The following is a 21,345-nucleotide window of genomic DNA, read 5'->3' on the forward strand; positions in this document are numbered from 1 at the left end:
ACAGAAGCTTTCACGCTCGGACCGCAACCGATCCACCCGCCCGAAGGAGGTGACTCGATTGACTGACATCGTCAACACGTGTGTGGCCGCGTTCTGCCACAGCCAGAATCACTCTGGCAGCGTTCCGATCCCGACCGCCGCAATAGCCGCAGTCGCTACATCGGAAAGTTCGTTCGGCGAGTTCGAGTTGCTGCTTGGCTCTCGCGAAACACCTCGAACACGTCATCGTCGTGTATGCGGGCTGTACCAACACCACCTTCCGGCCAGCCCGGATACCACGATTCACCAACTCCCGCTTGGCAAAACCGATGGCTGCATCGGCCGCCTTGCGAGCCAGCGTGGACTTGGCCAAGAACTGAGGTCTGAAGTCCTCCACGGCGATCAAGCTGTGGTGGTCGACAATCCGTTTGGCCCACACTCGGGAATCGTGTCGGCTCTGGTCGATGCCTATACCGGTGTTCTCTCCGGCGCTGGTCACGGGCTCGGCGGACCGGCGGACGACGAACGATGCGTACCAATCGCCCAGCGAATCCTGGTGAACGCGAACGCTCGTAGGTTCGGACGGCAGCCTGCGCGACCAGACCACCGGAACACTGACGCCTTTCGCAAGCATCAGTCGTCCATTTCGGATCGTGAATCCACGTCGCGTGTATTCGAGCGACAACCGAGTGGATTTGCGCGGTTTGAACTTGGGCCAACCTCGGCTCTGAACACTGAACGACTGGGCGAGTGCTTGGGCGTAGGTTCGCAACATCTGCTGTTGCGGGACCTGCGCCCCGTCCCGCAACCACGCACTGCGCGTTCGAGCATCGGTCAGCAGCTTGCTCAGCTTGGAGTACGTCGGCCGTTCACCCGACTGTTGAAGGTAGACGGCCTCGTTCCAGAGGAATCGGCAGCGGTGCCACTCGGCCATCAGCGCAGACTGCGCGGTACGGCCCGGCCGCAACCGAAAGCTATACCGGACAACCTCTTCCATGGTCGACAACCTAGCTGCAACCACCGACAAACCAAGCTGCCACAAGCACCCTGCAAGGAGGATGGCGCAACCGCAGCCTCGCCCATACGGGCGGTACTCGCGCCAAACGACCAATGACCGAAATCCTTCTCAACTTGAGCGTGCGGCCAATTCCGTACCCGCAGGAAGTACATGACCGGCTACAGGTAGAAGCCAAGGTCATCATCGGGCGGTATCCGCACCCGCGTTCGGCGCTGCTTCCCCTTTTGCACCTGGTGCAATCGGTGGAGGGGTACGTGTCGGGTACCGGCATCGAATTCTGTGCCGAGCAACTGGGTTTGACCGATGCCGAGGTGACCGCGGTCGCCACCTTCTACTCCATGTACCGGCGCACACCGACCGGCGACTACCACGTGGGCGTGTGTACGAACACGCTGTGCGCGGTCATGGGCGGGGATCAGATCCTCGCCGAGTTGAAGGACCATCTGGGCATCAAGCACGGGGCGACCACCGCCGACGGCGCGATCACTCTCGAACACATCGAATGCAACGCGGCCTGCGATTTCGCGCCCGTGGTCATGGTCAACTGGGAATTCCTGGACAACCAGACCCCGGAATCGGCCAAGACGCTGGTGGATGCACTGCGCCGCGGCGAAGAAGTGACCGGCAGCCGCAGCGCGATCCCGCTGTGCACGTTCCGCGAGACCGCACGCATTCTCGCGGGCTTCCCCGACCAGCGCCCCGGCGCCACCGACGGGCAGCCCGGACCGGCCACCCTCGCCGGACTGCGTGCGGCCGAACAGGATTCGACTGGAGGCGACAGGTGACACAGACTCTTCCCTCCCCCTCGGGTCTGACGCCGGTCCTGTCCAAATACTGGGCCGACCCGGACTCGTGGACCCTCGCCGCGTACAAGGGGCAGGGCGGGTATCAGGCCCTGCCCAAGGCGCTGCGCATGCCCGCGGACGAAGTCATCGCCACCGTCAAGGACTCCGGACTGCGCGGACGCGGCGGCGCGGGCTTCCCCACCGGCATGAAATGGGGATTCATCCCGCAGGGCCCCGGACCCGACGGCATCACCAAACCGCACTACCTGGTGGTCAACGCCGACGAGTCCGAACCCGGCACGTGCAAAGACATTCCGCTCATGCTGGCCAGCCCGCACACCCTCCTCGAGGGCGTCATCATCGCCAGCTACGCCATCCGCGCCTCGCACGCCTTCATCTACCTGCGCGGCGAGGTGGTGCCGGTGCTGCGCCGGCTGCAGGCCGCGGTCGAACAGGCTTATGCCGCAGGCTATCTCGGCCGCAACATCCAGGGGTCGGGCTACGACCTCGAGGTGGTCGTGCACGCTGGAGCCGGAGCCTACATCTGCGGTGAGGAAACCGCGCTGCTCGACTCCCTCGAGGGCCGCCGCGGTCAGCCGCGCCTGCGCCCGCCGTTCCCCGCCGTCGCCGGTCTCTACGCCTGCCCGACCGTGGTGAACAATGTGGAATCCATCGCGTCGGTTCCGGCGATCATCGCGAACGGCGTCGACTGGTTCCGCGGTTTCGGCACCGAGAAATCCCCCGGCTTCACCCTGTATTCGCTGTCGGGTCACGTGACGCAACCGGGGCAGTACGAAGCGCCCCTCGGAATCACGTTGCGGGAGTTGCTGAATCACGCCGGCGGCATCCGCAAGGGACACACCCTGAAGTTCTGGACCCCGGGCGGCTCCTCCACGCCGATCTTCACCGACGAACACCTCGACGTCCCCCTCGACTACGAGGGCGTGGCCGCCGCCGGATCCATGCTCGGCACCAAAGCCCTGCAGATCTTCGACGACACCACCTGCGTCGTGCGCGCGGTGCTGCGCTGGACCGAGTTCTACGCCCACGAATCCTGCGGCAAATGCACCCCCTGCCGCGAAGGCACCTACTGGCTCGTCCAGCTGCTCGAACGCATCGAGAAAGGCGGCGGCGACGACACCGATCTCGACAAGCTGCTCGACATCGCCGACAACATCAACGGCAAATCGTTCTGCGCCCTCGGGGACGGCGCCGCCAGCCCGATCTTCTCCTCCCTGAAGTACTTCCGCGACGAGTACGCCGACCACATCCGCCTCGGGGCCTGCCCGTTCGATCCGGCCCGGTCCACCGTCTGGGCGCAAGGAGCAGCACGATGACCTCGACAGTCAGCTCGAGCACCAGCGGCGGCCTGAGCCCGGCCGAGAACATGGTGAGCGTCACCATCGACGGCGCGACCGTGTCCGTGCCGCCGGGCACCCTGCTCATCCGCGCCGCCGAACTCCTCGGCATCCAGATCCCGCGCTTCTGCGACCACCCGCTGCTCGACCCGGTGGGCGCGTGCCGCCAATGCCTGGTCGACGTGGAAGGACAACGCAAACCCGTCGCCTCCTGCACCATGACCGTCGCCGACGGCATGGTCGTGCACACCCAGCTCACCTCCCCCGCCGCCGAGAAGGCCCAGGAGGGGGTGATGGAGCTGCTGCTCATCAACCATCCGCTGGATTGCCCGGTGTGCGACAAGGGCGGCGAATGCCCGCTGCAGAACCAGGCCATGTCCAACGGGCGCGCCGAATCCCGCTTCGACGGGGTGAAACGCACCTACCCCAAGCCGATTCCGCTGTCCTCGGCCATCCTGCTCGACCGGGAACGGTGCGTCCTGTGCGCGCGCTGCACCCGGTTCTCCCAGCAGGTCGCCGGTGACCCGTTCATCGAACTCATGGATCGCGGTGCGCTGCAACAGGTCGGCATCGCCGCCGGGGAGCCGATGGACTCCTACTTCTCCGGCAACACCGTGCAGATCTGCCCGGTCGGCGCGTTGACCGGCTCCACCTACCGATTCCGGGCCCGGCCCTTCGATCTCGTGTCCAGCCCGGCGGTGTGCGAGCACTGCGCCTCGGGCTGCGCGCAGCGCACCGACCACCGGCGCGGCAAGGTCATGCGCCGCCTGGCCGGTGACGACCCGCAGGTCAACGAGGAATGGAACTGCGACAAGGGCCGATTCGCCTTCGCCTACGCCACCGAACGCGACCGGCTCACCACCCCGCTGGTGCGCAGCTGGAACGGGCAGCTCGAGCCCGCCTCCTGGTCCGAAGCCATCGCCGCCGCCGCACGCGGGCTGGCCGCGGCGCGCGGCAACGCCGGGGTGCTCGTCGGCGGCCGCGTCACCCTCGAGGACGCCTACGCCTACTCGAAATTCGCGCGAGTCGCGTTGAACACCAACGACATCGACTTCCGCGCCCGCGACCACTCCGCCGAGGAAGCCGACTTCCTCGCCGCGCGCGTGGCCGGGCAGGGCCTCACCGTCGACTACGCGGCCCTCGAACGCGCACCCCTCGTGCTGCTCGCCGGATTCGAAGCCGAAGAGGAATCCCCGATCATCTACCTGCGGCTGCGCAAGGCCGCCCGCAAGACCGGGGCCGGGATCCTGTCGCTCGCACCGTACGAGACGCGGGGCCTGCAGCGCATGTCCGGCACCCTCGTGCCCACCGCGCCCGGCGCGGAACCGCACGTGCTCGAGGCGCTGCGCACCGGGGAAACCACCACCGCCGCACTGGATTCGCGCTGGCTCGCCGATATCAACACCCGGCTGCGCCAGCCCGGCGCGATCATCCTGGCCGGGGAACGGCTCGGCGGCATCCCCGGCGGCCTGTCCGCCGCCGCCCGCCTCGCCAACGACACCGGAGCGATGCTGGCGTGGGTGCCGCGCCGTGCCGGGGAACGCGGAGCCCTCGAGGCCGGAGCCCTGCCGGTGCTGCTGCCCGGTGGCCGCCACGTCGCCGATTCCGTTGCGCGCCATCAGGTCCGCGATGCCTGGGGTGTCGACGAACTGCCCGCCGAGCCCGGCCGCGACACCGCCGCCATCCTCGACGCCGCACCGCATCTGGGTGCGATCCTCGTCGGCGGGGTGGAAGTCGGTGACCTGCCCGACCCGCACGCCGCGCTCACCGCCATCGACGCCGCCAGCTTCGTGGTCTCGATGGAGTTGCGGCGCAGCGATATCAGCGACCGCGCCGATGTCGTGTTCCCCGTCGCCTCGGCCATGGAGAAGACCGGCACCTTCCTCACCTGGGAAGGCCGCCACCGCCAATTCGACGCCGCACTGCGCGATTCCACCGTGCGCCGCGAAGCCGCGCCCCTGGCCGAATACCGGGTCCTCGACGCCATCGCCCACGAGATGGGCATCCGGCTCGGCCTGCCCGACGCCGCCAGCGCCCGCGCCGAACTCGCCGACCTCGGCGTATGGGACGGACCCGCGCCGGCCACCCCCGCGCTCGCCCCGCGGCCCCTCGCGCGCCCGGCCTCGGGTACCGCGGTGCTCTCGGCGTGGCGCATGCTCATCGACCGCGGCCGCGGCCAGGACGGCGAACCCAACCTCGCCGGCACCGCCCGCACCCCCGTGGTCCGGCTGTCCCCGGACACCGCCGCCGAAATCGGCGCCACCACAGGCGATCCCGTGACGGTCGGCAACGATCACGGCCACATCACCCTGCCGCTGGTCATCACCGAGATGCCCGACCGCGTGGTGTGGCTGCCCATGAATTCCCCGGGCTCGGATGTGCTGGTGCAACTGGGCACCACACCCGGCCATATCGTCCGCATTCGACGGGAGGACCACCGTGAGTGACCTGTCCCTGTATCTTTTGGCGGCTGCGCCAGGGGACTACGGCGGCCTCGGCGTCTTCGGACGCGACCCGTGGTGGCTGATCCTGGTCAAATCCGTCGGGATCTTCGTATTCCTGCTGCTCACCCCCATGCTGGCGGTGTACGCGGAACGAAAGATCGTGGCGTTCATGCAGATGCGCGTCGGCCCCAACCGGGTCGGCCCGCGCGGCTCGCTGCAGTCCATCGCCGACGGTGTGAAGATGCTTCTCAAAGAGGACATCATCCCGGCCATCGTGGATAAGCCGATCTTCATTCTGGCCCCGATCATTTCGCTGATCCCCGCCGTCATGGCCTTCGCGGTCATCCCGTTCGGGCCCGAGGTGTCCATGTTCGGGGTGCGCACCCCGCTGCAGCTCACCGATATGCCCGTCGGCGTGCTCTACGTGCTGGCCATGGCCAGTGTCGGCGTGTACGGCATCGTGCTGGCGGGCTGGGCCTCCGGATCCACCTATCCGCTGCTGGGCGGCCTGCGCTCCACCGCGCAGGTCATCTCCTACGAGATCGCCATGGCGCTGTGCTTCGCGGCGGTGTTCCTGCTCTCGGGCACCATGGCCACCTCCGGCATCGTGGAAGCCCAGTACGGCACCTGGTACGTGTTCCTGCTGCTGCCCTCGTTCATGATCTACGCCGTCTCCATGGTCGGTGAGACCAACCGCGCCCCCTTCGACCTGCCCGAGGCCGAAGGCGAACTGGTCGGCGGCTTCCACACCGAATACTCCTCGCTCAAGTTCGCCATGTTCATGATGGCCGAATACATCAACATGGCAACGGTTTCCGCGCTCGCCACCACCCTGTTCTTCGGCGGCTGGCACGCACCGTTCCCGATCAGCCTGTGGGCCGGAGCCAACTCCGGCTGGTGGCCCATGCTGTGGTTCACCCTCAAGGTGTGGACGTTCCTGTTCGTGTTCATCTGGCTGCGCGGCACCCTGCCGCGACTGCGCTACGACCAGTTCATGAACCTGGGCTGGAAGCTGCTCATCCCGGTGTCGCTGGCCTGGGTCATGTTCGTGGCCACCCTGCGCGCGCTCGAGAACGAGGGCTACCACGTGCAGACGCCGGGCATGATCATCGGCGGGGTCGTGGTGGCACTCGTGCTGCTGGGCATGGTGATTCGCGCCGGGCACGCCGGCGACGACCGCACCAAAGCCGCCCCGGACCCCACCGCCACCACCATGTACTCCGATTTCCCGGTGCCGCCCATGCCCGTCGAACCGGCCGCGGCGGGACCGAAACCCGGACTGCTCGAACCGCTCGGCGGGTTCTTCGTCACCGCGGCCACCATGTTCAAGAAGCCCAACACCGAGATGTACCCGGAGGTCAAGACCCCGACCGCCGCGCGCTATCACGGCCGGCACCAACTGAATCGGCATCCCGACGGGCTGGAGAAGTGCATCGGCTGCGAGCTGTGCGCGTGGGCCTGCCCGGCCGACGCCATCTACGTCGAAGGCGCGGACAACACCGAGGAAGCCCGCTACTCACCCGGTGAACGGTACGGGCAGGTGTACCAGATCAACTACCTGCGCTGCATCGGCTGCGGCCTGTGCATCGAAGCCTGCCCCACCCGGGCACTGACCATGACCAACGACTACGAACTGGCCGACGACAATCGCGCCGACCTCATCTACGAGAAGAAGGACCTGCTCGCCGATCTGCAGGCGGGCATGCTCGCCCCGCCGCACGCCATGTATCCCGGCGCGGACGAAGGCTCCTACTACCGCGGTGAAGTCCCCGGCGCGCCGAGCGAACTCGCGGCAGCGGAAGGCGGGAAGCAGTGAACACCCTGAATCTCGCACAGGCCGGGCAGGTCATCACCCACACCTCCACCGGAGAATCCGTGCAGTTCTGGATCCTGTCGGTGGTCGCGGTGCTCGGCGCGCTCGGCATGGTCTGCGCGCGCAAGGCCGTGCACTCGGCGCTGTGCCTGGCCGCCACCATGATCACACTGTCGGCGTTCTACATCGCGCAGAGCGCCCTGTTCCTGGGCATCGTGCAGATCGTCGTCTACACCGGCGCGGTCATGATGCTGTTCCTGTTCGTGCTCATGCTCGTCGGCGTCGACTCCGCCGAATCGCTCCAGGAGACCATCCGCGGGCAGCGCCTGGCCGTGCTCGTGGTCGGTGTCGGGTTCGGCATGCTGCTCATCGCCGCCATCGCACGCGGCATGACCGAACAGTCCGTCGCCACCACCGGACCCGGCCTCGGTGGCGACAACACCGTCGCCGCCCTCGCCGAACTGATCTTCGTGCGCTACGTGTGGGCGTTCGAACTCACCGGCGCGCTGCTGATCACCGCGACCATCGGCGCGATGGTGCTCGCGCACCGGGAACGGTTCGGTCCGCCGACAGATCAGCGGGAACTGTCCAAACAGCGATTCCGGGACGGCACGCGGGTCACCCCGCTGCCCACCCCCGGCGTGTACGCGCGCCACAACGCCGTCGACACCCCCGCCCGGCTGCCCGACGGCTCCTTCGAGGAACTGTCGGTGTCCACCATCCTGCGGCACCGCCGCAACCGCGCCCACGAACAGGCCGCGGTGCTGTCGGTGAGCGACAACGGCAACGGCAACGGGCACGACGCGAATGGCAAGAACGGCAACGACTCCCACGAGGAAGGCTTGCGGTGAACCCGGACAACTATCTGTATCTCTCGGCGCTGCTGTTCACCATCGGCGCCGCCGGTGTGCTGGTGCGCCGCAACGCGATCGTCGTATTCATGTGCATCGAGCTCATGCTCAACGCGGTCAACCTGGCCTTCGTCACCTTCGCCCGCCTGCACGCGAACCTCGACGGCCAGGTGTTCGCCTTCTTCACCATGGTCGTCGCGGCCGCCGAGGTCGTCGTCGGCCTCGCGATCATCATGACCATCTTCCGCGCCCGCCGCTCGACCTCGGTCGACGACGCGAATCTCCTGCGGTACTGACATGGATACCGCACAGATGATGCTGTGGCTGCTGCCCGCCCTGCCGCTCGCCGGGGCCGTGATCCTGCTGCTGGCAGGACGATTCAGCAATGCGTGGGGACACGTCCTCGGGACCGTGATGGCGCTGGGCTCCTTCGGCGTCGCGGCGTGGGCGTTCGTCGAGATGCTCGACCGCGCCGACGCCGACCGGTCGGTCACCCACAGTCTGTTCAGCTGGGTGCCCGTCACCGGACTGCAGGTGGACTTCGCGCTGCAACTCGACCAACTGTCGATGTGCTTCGCGCTGTTGATCACCGGTGTCGGATCGCTCATCCACATCTACTCCATCGGATACATGAGCCATGATCCGGAACGGCGGCGGTTCTTCGCCTACCTCAACCTGTTCCTGGCCGCCATGCTCGTGCTCGTGCTCGCCGGGAACTACCTGGTGCTGTACCTGGGGTGGGAGGGCGTCGGCCTGGCGTCGTATCTGCTGATCGGGTTCTGGTACCAGAAGCCCTCGGCCGCCGCCGCGGCCAAGAAGGCGTTCATCGTCAACCGGGTCGGCGACATGGGGCTGGCCATCGCGTTGATGATCATGTTCGCGACGTTCGGGAGCATCGACTTCGCCACCGTGTTCGGGGCTGCCGACGCCGCGGGCGAAGGGACACTGACCGCGATCGGGTTGCTGCTGCTGCTCGGTGCGTGCGGTAAGTCCGCGCAGGTGCCGCTGCAGTCCTGGCTCGGGGACGCGATGGAGGGCCCGACGCCGGTGTCGGCGCTCATCCACGCGGCCACCATGGTCACCGCGGGCGTGTACCTGATCGCGCGGTCCAATCCGATCTTCGATCTCGCACCCGGTGCCCAGGCGGCCGTCATGGCGGTCGGCGCCATCACGCTGCTGTTCGGTGCGGTCATCGGCTGCGCCAAGGACGACATCAAGAAGGCGCTCGCCGCCTCGACCATGAGTCAGATCGGGTACATGATCCTCGCGGCGGGCCTCGGACCCATCGGCTACGCCGCCGCCATCATGCACCTGCTGACCCACGGATTCTTCAAGGCCGGGCTGTTCCTCGGCGCGGGCTCGGTCATGCACGCCATGGACGACGAAACCGATATGCGACGCTACGGCGGACTGCGCAAACTGCTGCCGATCACCTACGTCACCTTCGGATTCGGCTACCTCGCCATCCTCGGCGTGCCGCCCTTCGCCGGATTCTTCTCCAAGGACCGGATCATCGAAGCCGCCTTCGCGCACGGCGGATTCGCCGGAATCATCACCGGCCTCGCCGCTCTCGTCGGTGCGGGCATCACCGCCTTCTACATGACCCGCGTCATGATCCTCACCTTCTTCGGCGAGAAGCGGTGGAAGGAAGGCACGCATCCGCACGAGGCCCCCGCCTCCATGACCGGCCCGATGATCCTGCTGGCCTTCGGCTCTCTCGCCTCGGGTGCACTGCTGGCATACGGGCACGCACTGCAGAACTGGCTCGAACCCGTCGTCGGCTACCACCACGCCGAACCGGTCATCCCGGTGTGGGCCATCACCTTCTTCGCCCTCGCCGTCGTCGCGGCCGGCGTCTGGGTGGCCTACGACCAGTACGCCAAGCAGACCATCCCCGAAACCGCGCCCGCCGCAACCCCGGTCATCGAAGCCGCCCGCCGCGACCTCTACGGCGACGCGTTCAACGAGGCCGCGTTCATGCGTCCCGGCCAGCACCTGACCCGGTCGCTGGTCTTCGTCGACAACCGCGGCATCGACGGCCTGGTCAATACGACCGCCGCCGTCATCGGCGGCCTGTCGGCCCGGATCCGGCGCGTGCAAACCGGATTCGTGCGCTCCTACGCCCTGTCCATGTTCACCGGCGCGGCCCTGGTGGCCGCCGCCCTGCTGGCGGTGAGGTTGCTTTGAGCGAATATCCCTGGCTGACAACACTGTGGGCGGTGCCGCTCGCCGGAGCGCTGCTGACACTGCTGTTCCCGGCCCGCTGGCAGACCGCCGCGCGCGCCTGGGCGCTGATCGTATCCCTCGGGACACTCGGCGTCGGCATCTATCTCGCCTCCCGGTTCGTGCCCGGCGGCGAACACTTCCAGTTCGTCGAATCCCACCAGTGGATCCCGGCATTCGGTGCGGGCTACACCCTCGGCATCGACGGCATCGCACTCGTCCTGGTGCTGCTCACCGCCGGACTGGTGCCGCTGCTGCTGCTCGCCGGCTGGCGCGACGACCGCGAAGTCGGCTCCGGGCCGCGGGTCGTGCACTACTACGTGGCGCTCACCCTGGTCGTCGAAGCCATGGTGCTCATCTCGTTCGTGGCGCTCGACATCCTGCTGTTCTACGTGTTCTTCGAAGTCATGCTCATCCCGATGTACTTCCTCATCGGCGGATTCGGGCCGCGCGGCACCGATCCGGCACTGCGGCAACAGCGTTCGCGCGCGGCGGTGAAATTCCTGCTCTACAACCTGTTCGGCGGACTCATCATGCTCGCCGCCGTCATCGGGCTCTACGTGCTCACCGCCCGCGAGCAGCTCGGCGCGAACGGCAACGGCACCTTCGACTTCCGGGTCGTCATGGAAGCCGCCAACTCCGGGCAGCTCGGGGCCGGGCCGGTGGTGCTCAACGCGCTGTTCCTCGGCTTCATGTTCGCCTTCGCCGTGAAAGCGCCGCTGTGGCCGCTGCACACCTGGCTCCCCGACGCCGCCGTCGCCGCGACACCGGCCAGCGCGGTGCTCATGATGGCAATCGTCGACAAGGTCGGCACCTTCGGCATGCTGCGCTACTGCCTGCTGCTGTTCCCCACCGCCACCGCCGATTACGCGCCGGTCATCTGCGTGCTTGCGGTCATCGGGATCATCTACGGGGCCCTGCTGGCCATCGGGCAGACCGATGTCATGCGCCTGATCGCCTACACCTCGATCTCGCACTTCGGATTCATCATCCTCGGCATCTTCGCCCTCACCACCCAGGGCGGCACCGGGGCCACGCTGTACATGGTCAACCACGGCATCTCCACCGCCGCACTGTTCCTGATCGCCGGATTCCTGGTCTCGCGCCGGGGAACCCGCGTGATCGCCGAATACGGCGGGGTGCAGAAGGTCGCGCCGATCCTGGCGGGCACCTTCTTCATCGCCGGGCTCGCCACCCTGTCACTGCCGGGACTCGCACCGTTCATCAGCGAATTCCTGGTGCTGGTCGGCACATTCACGCGCTACCCGGTGGCCGCGATCCTCGCCTCCGTGGCGCTGGTGCTGGCGGCGCTGTACGTGCTGTGGATGTACCAGCGCATGATGACCGGTCCGGTGAAGCCGGGCAACGAACGCATCTACGATCTGCTGCCGCGCGAAATGCTCGTGGTGGTGCCGCTCATCGGTGCGCTGCTGTTCCTCGGGGCCTACCCGAAACCCGTGCTCGACGCGGTGGATCCGGCCGTGGCCCGCACCCTCACCACCATCGGACAGCATGATCCGGCGCCGGCCGTCAAGCCGGAAGCCTCGCCCACAGGAGGTACGCACAAGTGAGCGGCACACCCCTGAACCTCGCCGCGGCAGCCGATTCGTGGCTGGCCGCGGCGGTGCCCGCGCCCTCGATCGAATACCGCGCCCTGTCGCCGATGCTCATCGTCTTCGGTGTCGCGGTGGTCATGGTGCTGGTGGAAGCGTTCGCGCCCCGGCGTTCCCGCTACCTGCTGCACCTGATCCTCGGACTGGGCGGCATGGGCGTCGCCCTCGGCGCGGTCATCGGCTTGCGCGGCAGCAACCAGACCGTCGTGGTCGGCGCGGTCGCCGTCGACGGGGTCACCCTGTTCCTGCAGGGCACCATCCTGGTCGTGTCCATCCTCGGGCTGCTGTTCATCGCCGAACGCCGCGCCGACCGGCTGCCCATCGCCAAGGAAGGCCCCGGCACCTGGAGTCTGACCGCCTCGCGCGGGGTCGACGGGTTCACCCCGCAGGCCGCCTCCATGCCCGGCAGCTCCGACGAAATCGCCGCCGCCCGAGCCGGAGTCGCCACCACCGAGGTCTTCCCGCTCACCCTGTTCGCGGTCGCCGGGCTCATGCTCTTCCCGGCCTCCAACGACCTGCTCACCATGTTCATCGCCCTCGAGGTGCTCTCGCTGCCGCTGTATCTGCTGTGCGGGCTGGCCCGGCGGCGGCGGCTGCTCTCGCAGGAGGCGGCGCTGAAATACTTCCTGCTGGGCGCGTTCTCGTCCGCGTTCTTCCTCTACGGGATGGCACTGCTCTACGGCTACGCCGGCACCATCCGCCTGTCCGGTATCGCCGACGCCGTCACCCGCGACACCAGCGATTCGCACACTCTCGCCATCCTGGGCGTGGCCATGCTGGCCGTCGGCCTGCTCTTCAAGATCGGCGCGGTGCCGTTCCAGTCCTGGGTGCCCGACGTCTACCAGGGCGCACCCACCTCGATCACCGCGTTCATGGCCGCCGCCACCAAGATCGCGGCAGTCGGTGCGCTGTTGCGCGTGCTGTACATCGCCGTCCCCGGCCTGCGCGACGACTGGCGGCCGGTGCTCGCGGCCATCGCCATCGCCACCATGGTCGTCGGCGCGGTCATGGCCATCACCCAGACCGATATGAAACGCATGCTCGCGTATTCCGCTGTCGCCCACGCCGGTTTCATTCTCACGGCGCTGGTCGCGGCCAACACCGCGGGCGTCTCCTCGGTCCTGTTCTACCTCGCCGTCTACGGCTTCGGCACCCTCGGCGCATTCGCCGTCGTCAGCCTGGTCCGCGACGAGAACGGCGACGAGGCCACCGCCCTGTCCGCCTGGGCCGGCATGGGCCGCCGCTCCCCCTGGCTGGCCACCATCTTCTCCCTGTTCCTGCTCTCCTTCGCCGGCATCCCCCTCACCTCCGGTTTCATCGCCAAGTTCGCGGTCTTCGAGGCCGCCTCCTCCGGCGGCGCCACCCCCCTGGTGATCGTCGGCGTCATCACCAGCGCCATCGCCGCCTTCTTCTACATCCGCGTCATCGTCCTCATGTTCTTCACCGACGCCCCCGACACCCCACCCACCCTGGTCTCACCCACCCTCACCACCTCGGTCATCGCCCTCACCGCGGCGGCCACCCTCGTCCTCGGCATCTTCCCCCAACCCCTGCTCGACCTCGCCGAGAACGCGGCCACCTTCGCCCGCTGACCCGACCCCCACCCGGGAGGCCCGCCGCACCAGCGGCGGGCCTCCCGCACTTTTCAGAACCCATTGCGGCACAGGACATCCGACGGTAGGACTGAACCGGACGAAGGAGAAGACCCATGACAGCGATAGCCACCTTCGGTGCGATCTCTCTCGACACCGACAACCCCGGTGCACTCGCCCAGTTCTACCGAGCCCTGCTGGACCTCAAACCGATCTACGAATCCACCGACGCGGTAGTCCTGCAGAACGAGCACCTCATGCTCAGCATCGAACGGGTCGAAGAACACATCCGCCCGGACTGGCCCGCCAACCAGATCCCCAAACAAATGCACCTGGACCTGTTCGTCACCGACCTCGACACCGCCGAACACGCCGCGATCGCCTGTGGCGCAACCAAACCCAGCCACCAACCCGCCCCGGACAACTGGCGCGTCCTCCTCGACCCCGCAGGCCACCCCTTCTGTCTGACCCTTCCGCCCGCCGGCCTCTGATCGGGCGGGCGACCGCGCTCGCGTGAGGCCGGGGCCGGCTCCCGTAGGCTCAGGCGCGTGCGTGTACTCGTCACCGGCGCGGCCGGGTATCTGGGCCGGGCGGTGGTTTCGGCGCTCGCCGCGGCCGGGCATGCGCCGATTGCCATGGTGCACAAGCCGAACGCGGAGATCGGCGGGGTTGCGGAGGTGCGCGTTGCGGATCTGCTCGATCCGGATTCGCTGCGCCGCGCGGTGCGCGGGGTCGAGGCGGTGTGTCATCTGGCCGGGCTCGGCAATGCGCGCGAATCGATCGAGGAGCCGCTGCGGTACTACCGGGTGAACACGGCGGGTACGGTCAGCCTGCTCGAGGCCATGGCGGGCGCGGGGGTCCAGACACTCGTCTTCGCCTCCACCGCTGCCATTTACGCGACCGCCGACGGTGTGGCGTTGGGTGAGGACGCCGCGGCCGCACCCGCGCACCCGTATGCGAGCAGCAAGCTGGCGGCGGAATGGGCCATCGACGCGCAGGCGCGCACGGGGGCCGTGGCGGCGACCGTGCTGCGGTTGATGAACCTCACCGGCGGACACGACCCCAACCCGACCCGGCTGATACCGCGAACACTCGCCGCGGCGCTGGGCGACGGCGTGCTCGAGATCAACGGGGACGGCAGCGTGTGCCGCGATTACGTGCACGTCGCCGATGCCGCCGCCGCATGCGTCGCGGCCCTGGACCATCCGGCCGCACCGGGGACGAGCCGCCGCTACAACATCGGCAGCGGGCGCGGCACCAGCATTCTCGATATCGTCGCGGCCGTCGAGCGCGTCACCGGGCGGCCGGTGCCGGTGCGGCACCGGCCCGCAGCGCCGGAAGCGGCCGTGCTCATCGCCGACCCGGCACAGGCGCGGGCCGAACTCGGCTGGACGGCAACGCATTCCGGTATCGACGAGCTGGTGCGCGATACCTGGCGGGCGAGGGGGTGCTGAGCCGTCAGCGGTTCATCTGGAGCCGGACCATGCGTTCGGCGCGCTGCTTCAAGGCCACATTGAGCCGCGCGAACGCCGTGCCGGAATTGTCGATCGCCTCGCGGGTGCAGGGCACCAGCAGGCCGGTGAAGCGGGCGCTGTGCTCGAGCCGGGTGCGGCGGCCGGGCAGCGGGGTGAGGGCGAAACGGTGTTCGCTGTCGAAGATTCCGGGCAGCAGCAGCCGGTTGAGCCAGCTCAGTTCCCGGCAGGGGTCGGCGGTGAGTACTTCGGGGTCGAAGGTCATCTCTTTGGCGTGCGCGGGGACCATGCGCAGGCGCAGCCGGCAGCCGGGCCGCAAATCGCCGACGGCTTCCACGATGAAGGGATTCCAGCGTGGGTATTGATCCAGGTCGGTGAGGACCTGCCAGACGTAGTCGGGCGACGCGTCGATCTCTATGGAGGTGCTGATCTCACGCATGGGGACTTCAACTTTCGAGGAGGGGGTGTGCGATGCGGTGGATGCCATCGCCTGCCCACCCCAGCCAATAAAACGAGACGCGCGTCTCGTTTGTCGAAGTATGCGCCGCTCACGCAGACTTGTCAAAACGCAACGTCTCGTTCTTAGAATGGCTCATGCCGCCGTCTTCCACGCCGAAACCGCGTACTGCCCGCTCCCGCAAGGAGATTCTGGACGCGGCGTTCGAACTCGCGATGGCACACGGGTACGCGAAACTCACCATGGAGGGTGTCGCCGCGCGCGCCCGCGTCGGCAAGCAGACCATCTACCGGTGGTGGCCCTCGAAAGCCGCTCTCGCCCTGGATGTCCTGAACGACCGCATCGGCGCGGCAACCGATTTCCCGGACACCGGTGACATCACCGCCGACCTCACCACCCAGATCACCGCCGTGGCCACGCTGTTCAACAGCCCGATGGCCGGCATCTTCCGCGGTGTCATCGCCGATGCCCAGTCCGACCTGCGCGTAGCCGAGGCCGTGGCCGCCACCTTCCTCGGCCCGCGCGCCGAGGCGTGCGCGCGCCGCCTCGACATCGCGGTCGCCCAGGGCCAGATCCGCGCCGACATCCCGACCGCCGATATGGTCGAACTGCTGTACGGGCCGCTCTACTACCGGGTTCTGCTGCGCGATCTGCCGCTCACCGGCGAGCACGCCCTCGATGTGCTGCGCTCGGTCCTGGGCGGCCTGGCCACCTGACGACGACCTCGGCAGCCCGGCCGCACGACCGTTGCCCACCGGCCGCCGTCGCGGCGGCGGGTACGGTCGACGGCATGGCCGACCTCGACAGCGCGAACGGGCATGCGTACCTGTCGTATCCGGCGCTGGCGCTAGGCATGGCGCGCCTGGTCGATCCAGGATTCCCGGCCGAACTCGCCGCGCGGCAGGACGCCATCGTGGCCGCGTTCGAACGGCGGCTGCTCGCCTCCCCGACCGGGCTGCTGGACACCTTTCCCGGCGAGGCGTATCCGACCGATGTGGCGGCCGTGGCCGCGGCGATCGCGGTGCACGGCCGCGCGACCGAGACCGATCATTCCGCGGTGCTGGCGCACTGGGCGCGGCAGGTGCGCGCCGTGCGGCTCGACGCGGGCACGGGACTCGTGGTGCAGCGCATGGGCCTCGACGGCCGGGCACACGACGCGCCACGGGCGTCGGGCACCGGTTTCGCCGCCTACTTCGCCGGTTTCGCGGATTGAGGAGGACCGGAGCTGGCGGCATGAGAAAACCGAGTGCCGCGCAACGACATTCGGTGTGGCGGCTGATCCGCGTTCCGGTGGTCGCGATCGTCGTGTACCTCGTGCTGCGCCTGATCCTGGCGGGACTGTCCGCGCGGCACAGGTTCGGTTCACCGGACGGGGTGGGCGTGGACTTCCTCGCCGTCAGTGCCGCGGTGGTCGCCCTGCGTGTCCTGCTGCTGGTCGGGCTACCGGCCTACTTCGCCTATCGCCTGGTGTCGTACCTGGTTGCCCGCGCCCTGGATACACGGGACGCGCCGCCCCCACCCGTCGAGGCGGGGCCGACGTAACCGGCCTCAGAGCGAGATCCCGAGCCAGCGCGCGAACGCCCCGAGACTGTCGGAGCGCCGGCGCTCGGCGGCCGCTATGGCGTAGAGCGTTTCGCGCACCGTCGGATGCAGCCGCGTCTGCTGGGGCGCGGTGCGGCGGGCCAGGGTGAGCGCGCGCAGCGCCTGATCGGGATGCCCGGCCAGCACCCAGGCGCGGGCATTGTCCTGCCAGTGGTGCCCGGCGCGAGGCGGTGCGATATCGGCCGGCAGGTGCAGGGCCGCGCCCTCACGGGCCGACTTGCCTGGATCGCCCGCTTCCAGTTCGACGGCGCAGGAATGGATCTCGACATTCCCCGGGCCGAACAGCGTCCCGTAGAGATCGCTCTCGCCCGCCAGCGGCGCGGCCAGCCCGCGCGCCTCGGCGATATGCGCCTGCGCGAGGGCGAGATTGCGGGCGCTCGCGGCGACGATGCCCGCGCGCAGATGCCCGTAGCCGCGCAGCACCTGATCCGGTTCGCTGTCACCGCGAATCGCCGCCAGCCCCTGTTCCACCAGTGCCATGGCCACATCGGTGGACCCGTGCGTCATGAGCAGGCGGGCGCGTTTCATGAGGCTGCGCACCGAGTAGCGCGGATCCTCGGTGCGCGCCGCCGCCCAGTCCAGACGGTCGAGCACCAGCGCGGTCAGCGACGAGTATCCGAGCCGGCCGCACGCGCCCTCGGTGACGATATAGGCCGCGCACAGCATGGCGTAGGCCTGTTCGCGTTCCCGGTCGTCGTGGGCGGCCTCCAGTGCACCGTGCAGTTGCCGAATCAGGCTGGGCAGCAGAGCGAGTGCGTAGCGGGTGCGGTCGCCGCGCAGCGCGGTTTCGATATCGGCCAGTCGTGCACGCAGCGCCGCCGGGTCCGGTGGTTCCAGCGGCCGCACGTAGGGGCCTTCGGCCAGCACCGCGCGTAATTCGGTCAAACCGGCCAAAGGACCGTCTTCTTCGAGGGTGGCGTAATACGGTGTGCCCATCAGATATTCGGGCTCCACGCCGAGCGCGCGGGCGGCGGCGGCCACGAAGCCCGGGGAGGCGGGCTCGCGCCCCTGCTCCACGGCGCGCACCATACTGGCGCTGTATCCCGCCCGATTGGCGAGCTGAGTCTGGGTCAGGCCCGCCAACTTTCGTTCGGCACTGATCCGTTCGCCCACACTCACAAACGCCATGGTGAAGCCAAGCCTCGATCCGGGGCGGGCGCCGCTGCTCCCGCCCGTCGAGCGTAGCGAGATCGCGCGGGGTTCGCGCGCGAATGCGCGGTCGCCGGAGGCTTACTGGCACGAAACTGTCACTCCAGCGGCACCCGAATGTGTGAGGCTCGGTACCCGCCTGAGTTCGACAGATGGTTTGCGGCAACACCCCGTCAGGAGAGCTACACACCATGCGACCCCAACCGGCCGCCATCGGATTCCTCCGGCACGACGTCTCCGGAGCCCAGCAGCAGTGGGACCAGGCGCAGATCCAGCAGCTGGCGCAGCGGCTGGGCTACGACCTGTGCAAGACACTGGTTTTCGGCCCCGAAACCGACCGGCCCCTGCAGCGCGTCCGCACCGCGGTCTCCCGCCTGGCGGCCGAGGCCGTCATCACCCCCAGCCTGGACCACTTCGGCGGCCGCGTCCCCGACGATCTGGTCCGGGTCGCCGACGTCATCACCGTCAGCCCCGAGAACACCTACGCCCGCTGGCTGCTCCCGCCCATCGAGAACCGATGAATTCGCGCCGGCGCGGCGGTCTGCACTGACGGATGAATCGACATTCGGAGGTGGAGCATGTCCGAGCGCCCTGCGCCGCGGCCGACGGTCCTGATCGAGGGCCTGGCACTGGGGGAATCGCCGCGCTGGCACGACGGGAAGCTGTGGTTGTCCGATTGGCTGGCGGGTGAGGTCCTGTCGGTCGCCGCGGACGGGGTCGCGACGGTCGAACTGCGCATGGACGGTGTCCCGTTCTGTTTCGACCCGCTGCCCGACGGCCGGCTGCTGATCGTGTCGAACACCGGCGGGCGCAGGCTGTTACGCCGTGAACCCGGGGGTGAGCTGGTCGTGCACGCCGATCTCACCGGGCTGGCCGACCACCCGTGGAACGAGATCGTGGTCGACGCGCACGGCAACGCCTACCTCAACTGCATCGGCTTCGACATGATGGGCGGGCAGCAGCCCCGGCCCGGGATCCTCGCCGTGGTCACCCCGGACGGTGCGGCCCGCGTCCTGGCCGGTGATCTGCATTTCCCGAACGGCATGGCCCTGACCCCGGACGGGACGGTGCTGATCGTCGCCGAATCGCACGCGAAACGCTTGACCGCCTTCGATATCGCCGCCGACGGCGGGCTGCGCAATCGGCGCGTGTGGGCCGAGATCGACGGCTGTCCCGACGGCATCTGCGTCGACGCCGAGGGTGCGGTGTGGGCGGCCGCCATGGACCGCTGTGTGCGGGTGCACGAGGGCGGCAAGGTCACCGAGGAGGTCGTCCTCGACCGCAGTCCGTTCGCGTGCATGCTGGGCGGGCCCGACGGCGACACGCTGTTCGTGGTGGCCGCGGAATGGCGTGGCGCGGAAGGGATGTCGCCGGATGTCCGGACCGGGCAGGTGCTCACGGTCCGCGCGCCCGCCCCGCACGCCGGTCGGCCCTGAGCGGCGAGCGCGGCCCGGCCGGTGGACCTCCGGCCGGGCCGTCACCGATTCAGTTGTCCTGCAGCACTTCCCGCAGTTTCTTGGCGAAGGCGTCGGGCTGCTCCATGAACCCGCCGTGACCGCCGGGGAACAGGATCGGCTCGATGCCCAGGCGGGCGCCGAGCGCGCGGGAGGTGCGGTCGCAGAACTGGCCCGCGGATTCGTCGCCGATACCGATGACGATCTCGGTGGAGATCCGGCGTAGTCGGTCGATGTCGGGCACGAAGTCGGTGGTGGGCCGGAACTCGTGCAGGAAGAACCGGCGATCGGATTCCAGGGCGTGCGCGTCGCGTTCGCCGCCGAACATTTCCTGCAGGACCGGTTCGGGCAGTGGCAGTTTCGCGATGGCGAAGAACTGCTTGAACGCGCCGAGGGTGTCACCTGACCGGTAGGTGGCGATCATCTGGTCGGCGGCGGCGCTGATCTCGGCGAGGTCGTCGAGCAGTTCGCGCAGCGGCGGTTCGTGCGCGATGATCGCCGACACGAGTTCGGGCCGCGCCTGGGCGAGGGCGAGTGCGGTCACCGCGCCGCCGCTCGAGCCCAGGACCACCGCGCGCCCGGCGTCGACGTGGGTGATGAGCCGTGCCAGGTCGTCGGCCCGCAGCTCGGGAGTCGAATCCTTGTCCGGTTCATCGATTTCGCTGCGTCCCTGCCCGCGCGGGTCGGCGGTGAGCACCGTGTAGTCCGAGGCCAGCAGATCGGCGACGGCGGCGAACGGACCGGAATCCATCGGCGAACCCACCAGCGCGACCAGCGGACCACCGCCGCGGACTTCGTAGTAGAGACGGCCGTCGGGTACGGCGAGGATTCCCGAGGTGACGGGCGCGGTCGAGGTCATGAGGTTTCTCCCTGGCGAGCAGACACGGACACCGCTATCGACGGTACGACCGTCACAGAATCATCGCCGCGATTCGAAAAAGTTGAGGGGCGGGTGCGGGGATGGGCGGGGGTGATGCGGGCCGCTAGAGTTACCCCCGCGCAACTGAGACAAACGTGACAATCCGACCCAATGTGGATCGGCGGGTCGGATTGATTCGCTTGTGCGCGTACGGGGTAGCGTCCATACCGGGTGGTCCGATCCAATTGCGGGGACGCGGCCGGACCGCCTCGACGCAGCACCCACGATCGAGGAGCAACACCCCGGTGAGCACCATCTACACACCGCCCAGCGCGCCCCCACGTCCCTGCCCGCCCTGGTGCGTGGAGGACCACGCCCCGGACGAGCCGGACAGCCGCTGGTCGCACTACGGCAGCCGGATCCCGGTCGCCCTGTCGCTGGAACACTGTGACGCGACGATATTCCTCTACGGCGCGGACGCTTTCGACAACGACGTGCCACGAGACCACGACATCACCATCACCAGCAAGGGCTGGAGCGTGACCCTGAGTCCCGCCGAAGCCCGCGAACTCGGCGCCCTGCTGACCGCCATGGCCGCCAACGCCGAGGAAGCCTGAACCGTCACCGGACCGCCGGCGTGGTAGCGCGCCGGCGCCACCCCGCGCTCGAGGGGCCA

Annotated in this window: 21 protein-coding genes; 17 read left to right on the forward strand and 4 right to left on the reverse strand. The window is 68.5% G+C overall.

Annotation, left to right across the window (positions count from 1 at the left end; all coding sequences use genetic code 11):
- Positions 1 to 10: 10 nt before the first annotated feature.
- On the reverse strand, positions 11 to 976 hold the full coding sequence (locus JK358_RS21630; protein WP_201949591.1) for an RNA-guided endonuclease InsQ/TnpB family protein: 966 nt from the start codon (positions 974 to 976) through the stop codon (positions 11 to 13).
- A gap of 113 nt (positions 977 to 1,089) precedes the next feature.
- Between JK358_RS21630 and nuoE the strand changes: the two genes are divergently transcribed.
- From nuoE to JK358_RS21685, 11 genes are all read left to right on the forward strand, one after another.
- Positions 1,090 to 1,782 carry an NADH-quinone oxidoreductase subunit NuoE gene (gene nuoE / locus JK358_RS21635; protein ID WP_201949594.1) on the forward strand — a complete coding sequence of 231 codons (693 nt, stop codon included), beginning with the start codon at positions 1,090 to 1,092 and terminating at the stop codon, positions 1,780 to 1,782.
- Entirely contained in the window at positions 1,779 to 3,119 is a 1,341-nt protein-coding gene (nuoF, locus tag JK358_RS21640; RefSeq protein WP_307817663.1) for an NADH-quinone oxidoreductase subunit NuoF, read from the forward strand. Before nuoE ends, nuoF begins: the two co-directional genes overlap by 4 nt.
- The gene (locus JK358_RS21645) at positions 3,116 to 5,587 is read left to right on the forward strand and encodes an NADH-quinone oxidoreductase subunit G (RefSeq protein WP_201949596.1); all 2,472 of its coding nucleotides are present in this window, start codon (positions 3,116 to 3,118) and stop codon (positions 5,585 to 5,587) included. Before nuoF ends, JK358_RS21645 begins: the two co-directional genes overlap by 4 nt.
- Entirely contained in the window at positions 5,580 to 7,400 is a 1,821-nt protein-coding gene (nuoH, locus tag JK358_RS39385; RefSeq protein ID WP_372440695.1) for an NADH-quinone oxidoreductase subunit NuoH, read from the forward strand. Before JK358_RS21645 ends, nuoH begins: the two co-directional genes overlap by 8 nt.
- Positions 7,401 to 7,405: 5 nt before the next feature.
- Positions 7,406 to 8,248 (forward strand): NADH-quinone oxidoreductase subunit J, encoded by an 843-nt coding sequence (locus JK358_RS21655; protein ID WP_201950214.1) that lies wholly within the window; start codon positions 7,406 to 7,408, stop codon positions 8,246 to 8,248.
- Positions 8,245 to 8,544: an NADH-quinone oxidoreductase subunit NuoK gene (gene nuoK / locus JK358_RS21660; RefSeq protein ID WP_067563639.1), complete on the forward strand. Its 300-nt coding sequence runs from the start codon at positions 8,245 to 8,247 to the stop codon at positions 8,542 to 8,544. The genes JK358_RS21655 and nuoK overlap by 4 nt, the downstream gene beginning before the upstream one ends.
- A gap of 1 nt (position 8,545) precedes the next feature.
- Positions 8,546 to 10,435, forward strand: a complete 1,890-nt coding sequence (nuoL, locus tag JK358_RS21665) for an NADH-quinone oxidoreductase subunit L (RefSeq protein ID WP_201949599.1) — start codon at positions 8,546 to 8,548, stop codon at positions 10,433 to 10,435.
- The gene (locus tag JK358_RS21670; RefSeq protein ID WP_201949602.1) at positions 10,432 to 12,042 is read left to right on the forward strand and encodes an NADH-quinone oxidoreductase subunit M; all 1,611 of its coding nucleotides are present in this window, start codon (positions 10,432 to 10,434) and stop codon (positions 12,040 to 12,042) included. Before nuoL ends, JK358_RS21670 begins: the two co-directional genes overlap by 4 nt.
- A complete protein-coding gene (gene nuoN / locus JK358_RS21675) occupies positions 12,039 to 13,676 on the forward strand; it encodes an NADH-quinone oxidoreductase subunit NuoN (protein WP_307817664.1) in 1,638 nt (545 codons plus the stop codon). The genes JK358_RS21670 and nuoN overlap by 4 nt, the downstream gene beginning before the upstream one ends.
- Positions 13,677 to 13,792: 116 nt before the next feature.
- Positions 13,793 to 14,167, forward strand: coding sequence for a VOC family protein (locus JK358_RS21680; protein WP_201949603.1), 375 nt, complete (start codon positions 13,793 to 13,795; stop codon positions 14,165 to 14,167).
- A gap of 57 nt (positions 14,168 to 14,224) precedes the next feature.
- On the forward strand, positions 14,225 to 15,130 hold the full coding sequence (locus JK358_RS21685; RefSeq protein WP_201949604.1) for an NAD-dependent epimerase/dehydratase family protein: 906 nt from the start codon (positions 14,225 to 14,227) through the stop codon (positions 15,128 to 15,130).
- Between the two features lie 4 nt (positions 15,131 to 15,134).
- On the opposite strand, the gene JK358_RS21690 is transcribed toward JK358_RS21685, so the two are convergent.
- The gene (locus JK358_RS21690; protein ID WP_201949605.1) at positions 15,135 to 15,635 is read right to left on the reverse strand and encodes an SRPBCC domain-containing protein; all 501 of its coding nucleotides are present in this window, start codon (positions 15,633 to 15,635) and stop codon (positions 15,135 to 15,137) included.
- A gap of 107 nt (positions 15,636 to 15,742) precedes the next feature.
- Here JK358_RS21690 and JK358_RS21695 point away from each other — a divergent pair, with 107 nt between their 5' ends.
- The 3 genes from JK358_RS21695 (at position 15,743) to JK358_RS21705 (ending at position 17,147) form a co-directional block, all read left to right on the forward strand.
- Positions 15,743 to 16,321 (forward strand): TetR/AcrR family transcriptional regulator, encoded by a 579-nt coding sequence (locus JK358_RS21695; RefSeq protein WP_201949606.1) that lies wholly within the window; start codon positions 15,743 to 15,745, stop codon positions 16,319 to 16,321.
- A 74-nt stretch (positions 16,322 to 16,395) separates the two neighbouring features.
- On the forward strand, positions 16,396 to 16,818 hold the full coding sequence (locus JK358_RS21700; protein ID WP_201949608.1) for a hypothetical protein: 423 nt from the start codon (positions 16,396 to 16,398) through the stop codon (positions 16,816 to 16,818).
- Between the two features lie 20 nt (positions 16,819 to 16,838).
- Positions 16,839 to 17,147 (forward strand): hypothetical protein, encoded by a 309-nt coding sequence (locus tag JK358_RS21705; protein ID WP_201949610.1) that lies wholly within the window; start codon positions 16,839 to 16,841, stop codon positions 17,145 to 17,147.
- A 6-nt stretch (positions 17,148 to 17,153) separates the two neighbouring features.
- On the opposite strand, the gene JK358_RS21710 is transcribed toward JK358_RS21705, so the two are convergent.
- Positions 17,154 to 18,335: a helix-turn-helix domain-containing protein gene (locus JK358_RS21710; protein WP_269811870.1), complete on the reverse strand. Its 1,182-nt coding sequence runs from the start codon at positions 18,333 to 18,335 to the stop codon at positions 17,154 to 17,156.
- Positions 18,336 to 18,547: 212 nt separating this feature from the next.
- Here JK358_RS21710 and JK358_RS21715 point away from each other — a divergent pair, with 212 nt between their 5' ends.
- Together JK358_RS21715 and JK358_RS21720 are read left to right on the forward strand one after the other, a co-directional pair.
- Positions 18,548 to 18,877 carry a hypothetical protein gene (locus JK358_RS21715; protein WP_201949614.1) on the forward strand — a complete coding sequence of 110 codons (330 nt, stop codon included), beginning with the start codon at positions 18,548 to 18,550 and terminating at the stop codon, positions 18,875 to 18,877.
- Positions 18,878 to 18,934: 57 nt separating this feature from the next.
- A complete protein-coding gene (locus tag JK358_RS21720; protein WP_201949615.1) occupies positions 18,935 to 19,792 on the forward strand; it encodes an SMP-30/gluconolactonase/LRE family protein in 858 nt (285 codons plus the stop codon).
- Between the two features lie 49 nt (positions 19,793 to 19,841).
- Here the strand turns inward: JK358_RS21720 and JK358_RS21725 are convergent, their stop codons facing one another.
- The gene (locus JK358_RS21725; RefSeq protein ID WP_201949616.1) at positions 19,842 to 20,669 is read right to left on the reverse strand and encodes an alpha/beta fold hydrolase; all 828 of its coding nucleotides are present in this window, start codon (positions 20,667 to 20,669) and stop codon (positions 19,842 to 19,844) included.
- Between the two features lie 305 nt (positions 20,670 to 20,974).
- On the opposite strand from JK358_RS21725, the gene JK358_RS21730 reads away from it, so the two are divergent.
- A complete protein-coding gene (locus JK358_RS21730; protein WP_201949617.1) occupies positions 20,975 to 21,286 on the forward strand; it encodes a DUF6907 domain-containing protein in 312 nt (103 codons plus the stop codon).
- Positions 21,287 to 21,345: the final 59 nt, after the last annotated feature.

Origin of the sequence: Nocardia acididurans (assembly GCF_016741815.1) — a bacterium.
Classification (GTDB): domain Bacteria; phylum Actinomycetota; class Actinomycetes; order Mycobacteriales; family Mycobacteriaceae; genus Nocardia; species Nocardia acididurans.

Bases quoted from the DNA above. Each gene is read 5' to 3' on its own strand.
- JK358_RS21630 (WP_201949591.1), bottom strand. From the start codon at position 976: ATGGAAGAGGTTGTCCGGTATAGCTTTCGGTTGCGGCCGGGCCGTACC.
- nuoE (WP_201949594.1), top strand. From the start codon at position 1,090: ATGACCGAAATCCTTCTCAACTTGAGCGTGCGGCCAATTCCGTACCCG.
- JK358_RS21645 (WP_201949596.1), top strand. From the start codon at position 3,116: ATGACCTCGACAGTCAGCTCGAGCACCAGCGGCGGCCTGAGCCCGGCC.
- nuoL (WP_201949599.1), top strand. From the start codon at position 8,546: ATGGATACCGCACAGATGATGCTGTGGCTGCTGCCCGCCCTGCCGCTC.
- JK358_RS21680 (WP_201949603.1), top strand. From the start codon at position 13,793: ATGACAGCGATAGCCACCTTCGGTGCGATCTCTCTCGACACCGACAAC.
- JK358_RS21690 (WP_201949605.1), bottom strand. From the start codon at position 15,635: ATGGCATCCACCGCATCGCACACCCCCTCCTCGAAAGTTGAAGTCCCC.
- JK358_RS21695 (WP_201949606.1), top strand. From the start codon at position 15,743: ATGCCGCCGTCTTCCACGCCGAAACCGCGTACTGCCCGCTCCCGCAAG.
- JK358_RS21700 (WP_201949608.1), top strand. From the start codon at position 16,396: ATGGCCGACCTCGACAGCGCGAACGGGCATGCGTACCTGTCGTATCCG.
- JK358_RS21705 (WP_201949610.1), top strand. From the start codon at position 16,839: ATGAGAAAACCGAGTGCCGCGCAACGACATTCGGTGTGGCGGCTGATC.
- JK358_RS21710 (WP_269811870.1), bottom strand. From the start codon at position 18,335: ATGGCGTTTGTGAGTGTGGGCGAACGGATCAGTGCCGAACGAAAGTTG.
- JK358_RS21715 (WP_201949614.1), top strand. From the start codon at position 18,548: ATGCGACCCCAACCGGCCGCCATCGGATTCCTCCGGCACGACGTCTCC.
- JK358_RS21720 (WP_201949615.1), top strand. From the start codon at position 18,935: ATGTCCGAGCGCCCTGCGCCGCGGCCGACGGTCCTGATCGAGGGCCTG.
- JK358_RS21725 (WP_201949616.1), bottom strand. From the start codon at position 20,669: ATGACCTCGACCGCGCCCGTCACCTCGGGAATCCTCGCCGTACCCGAC.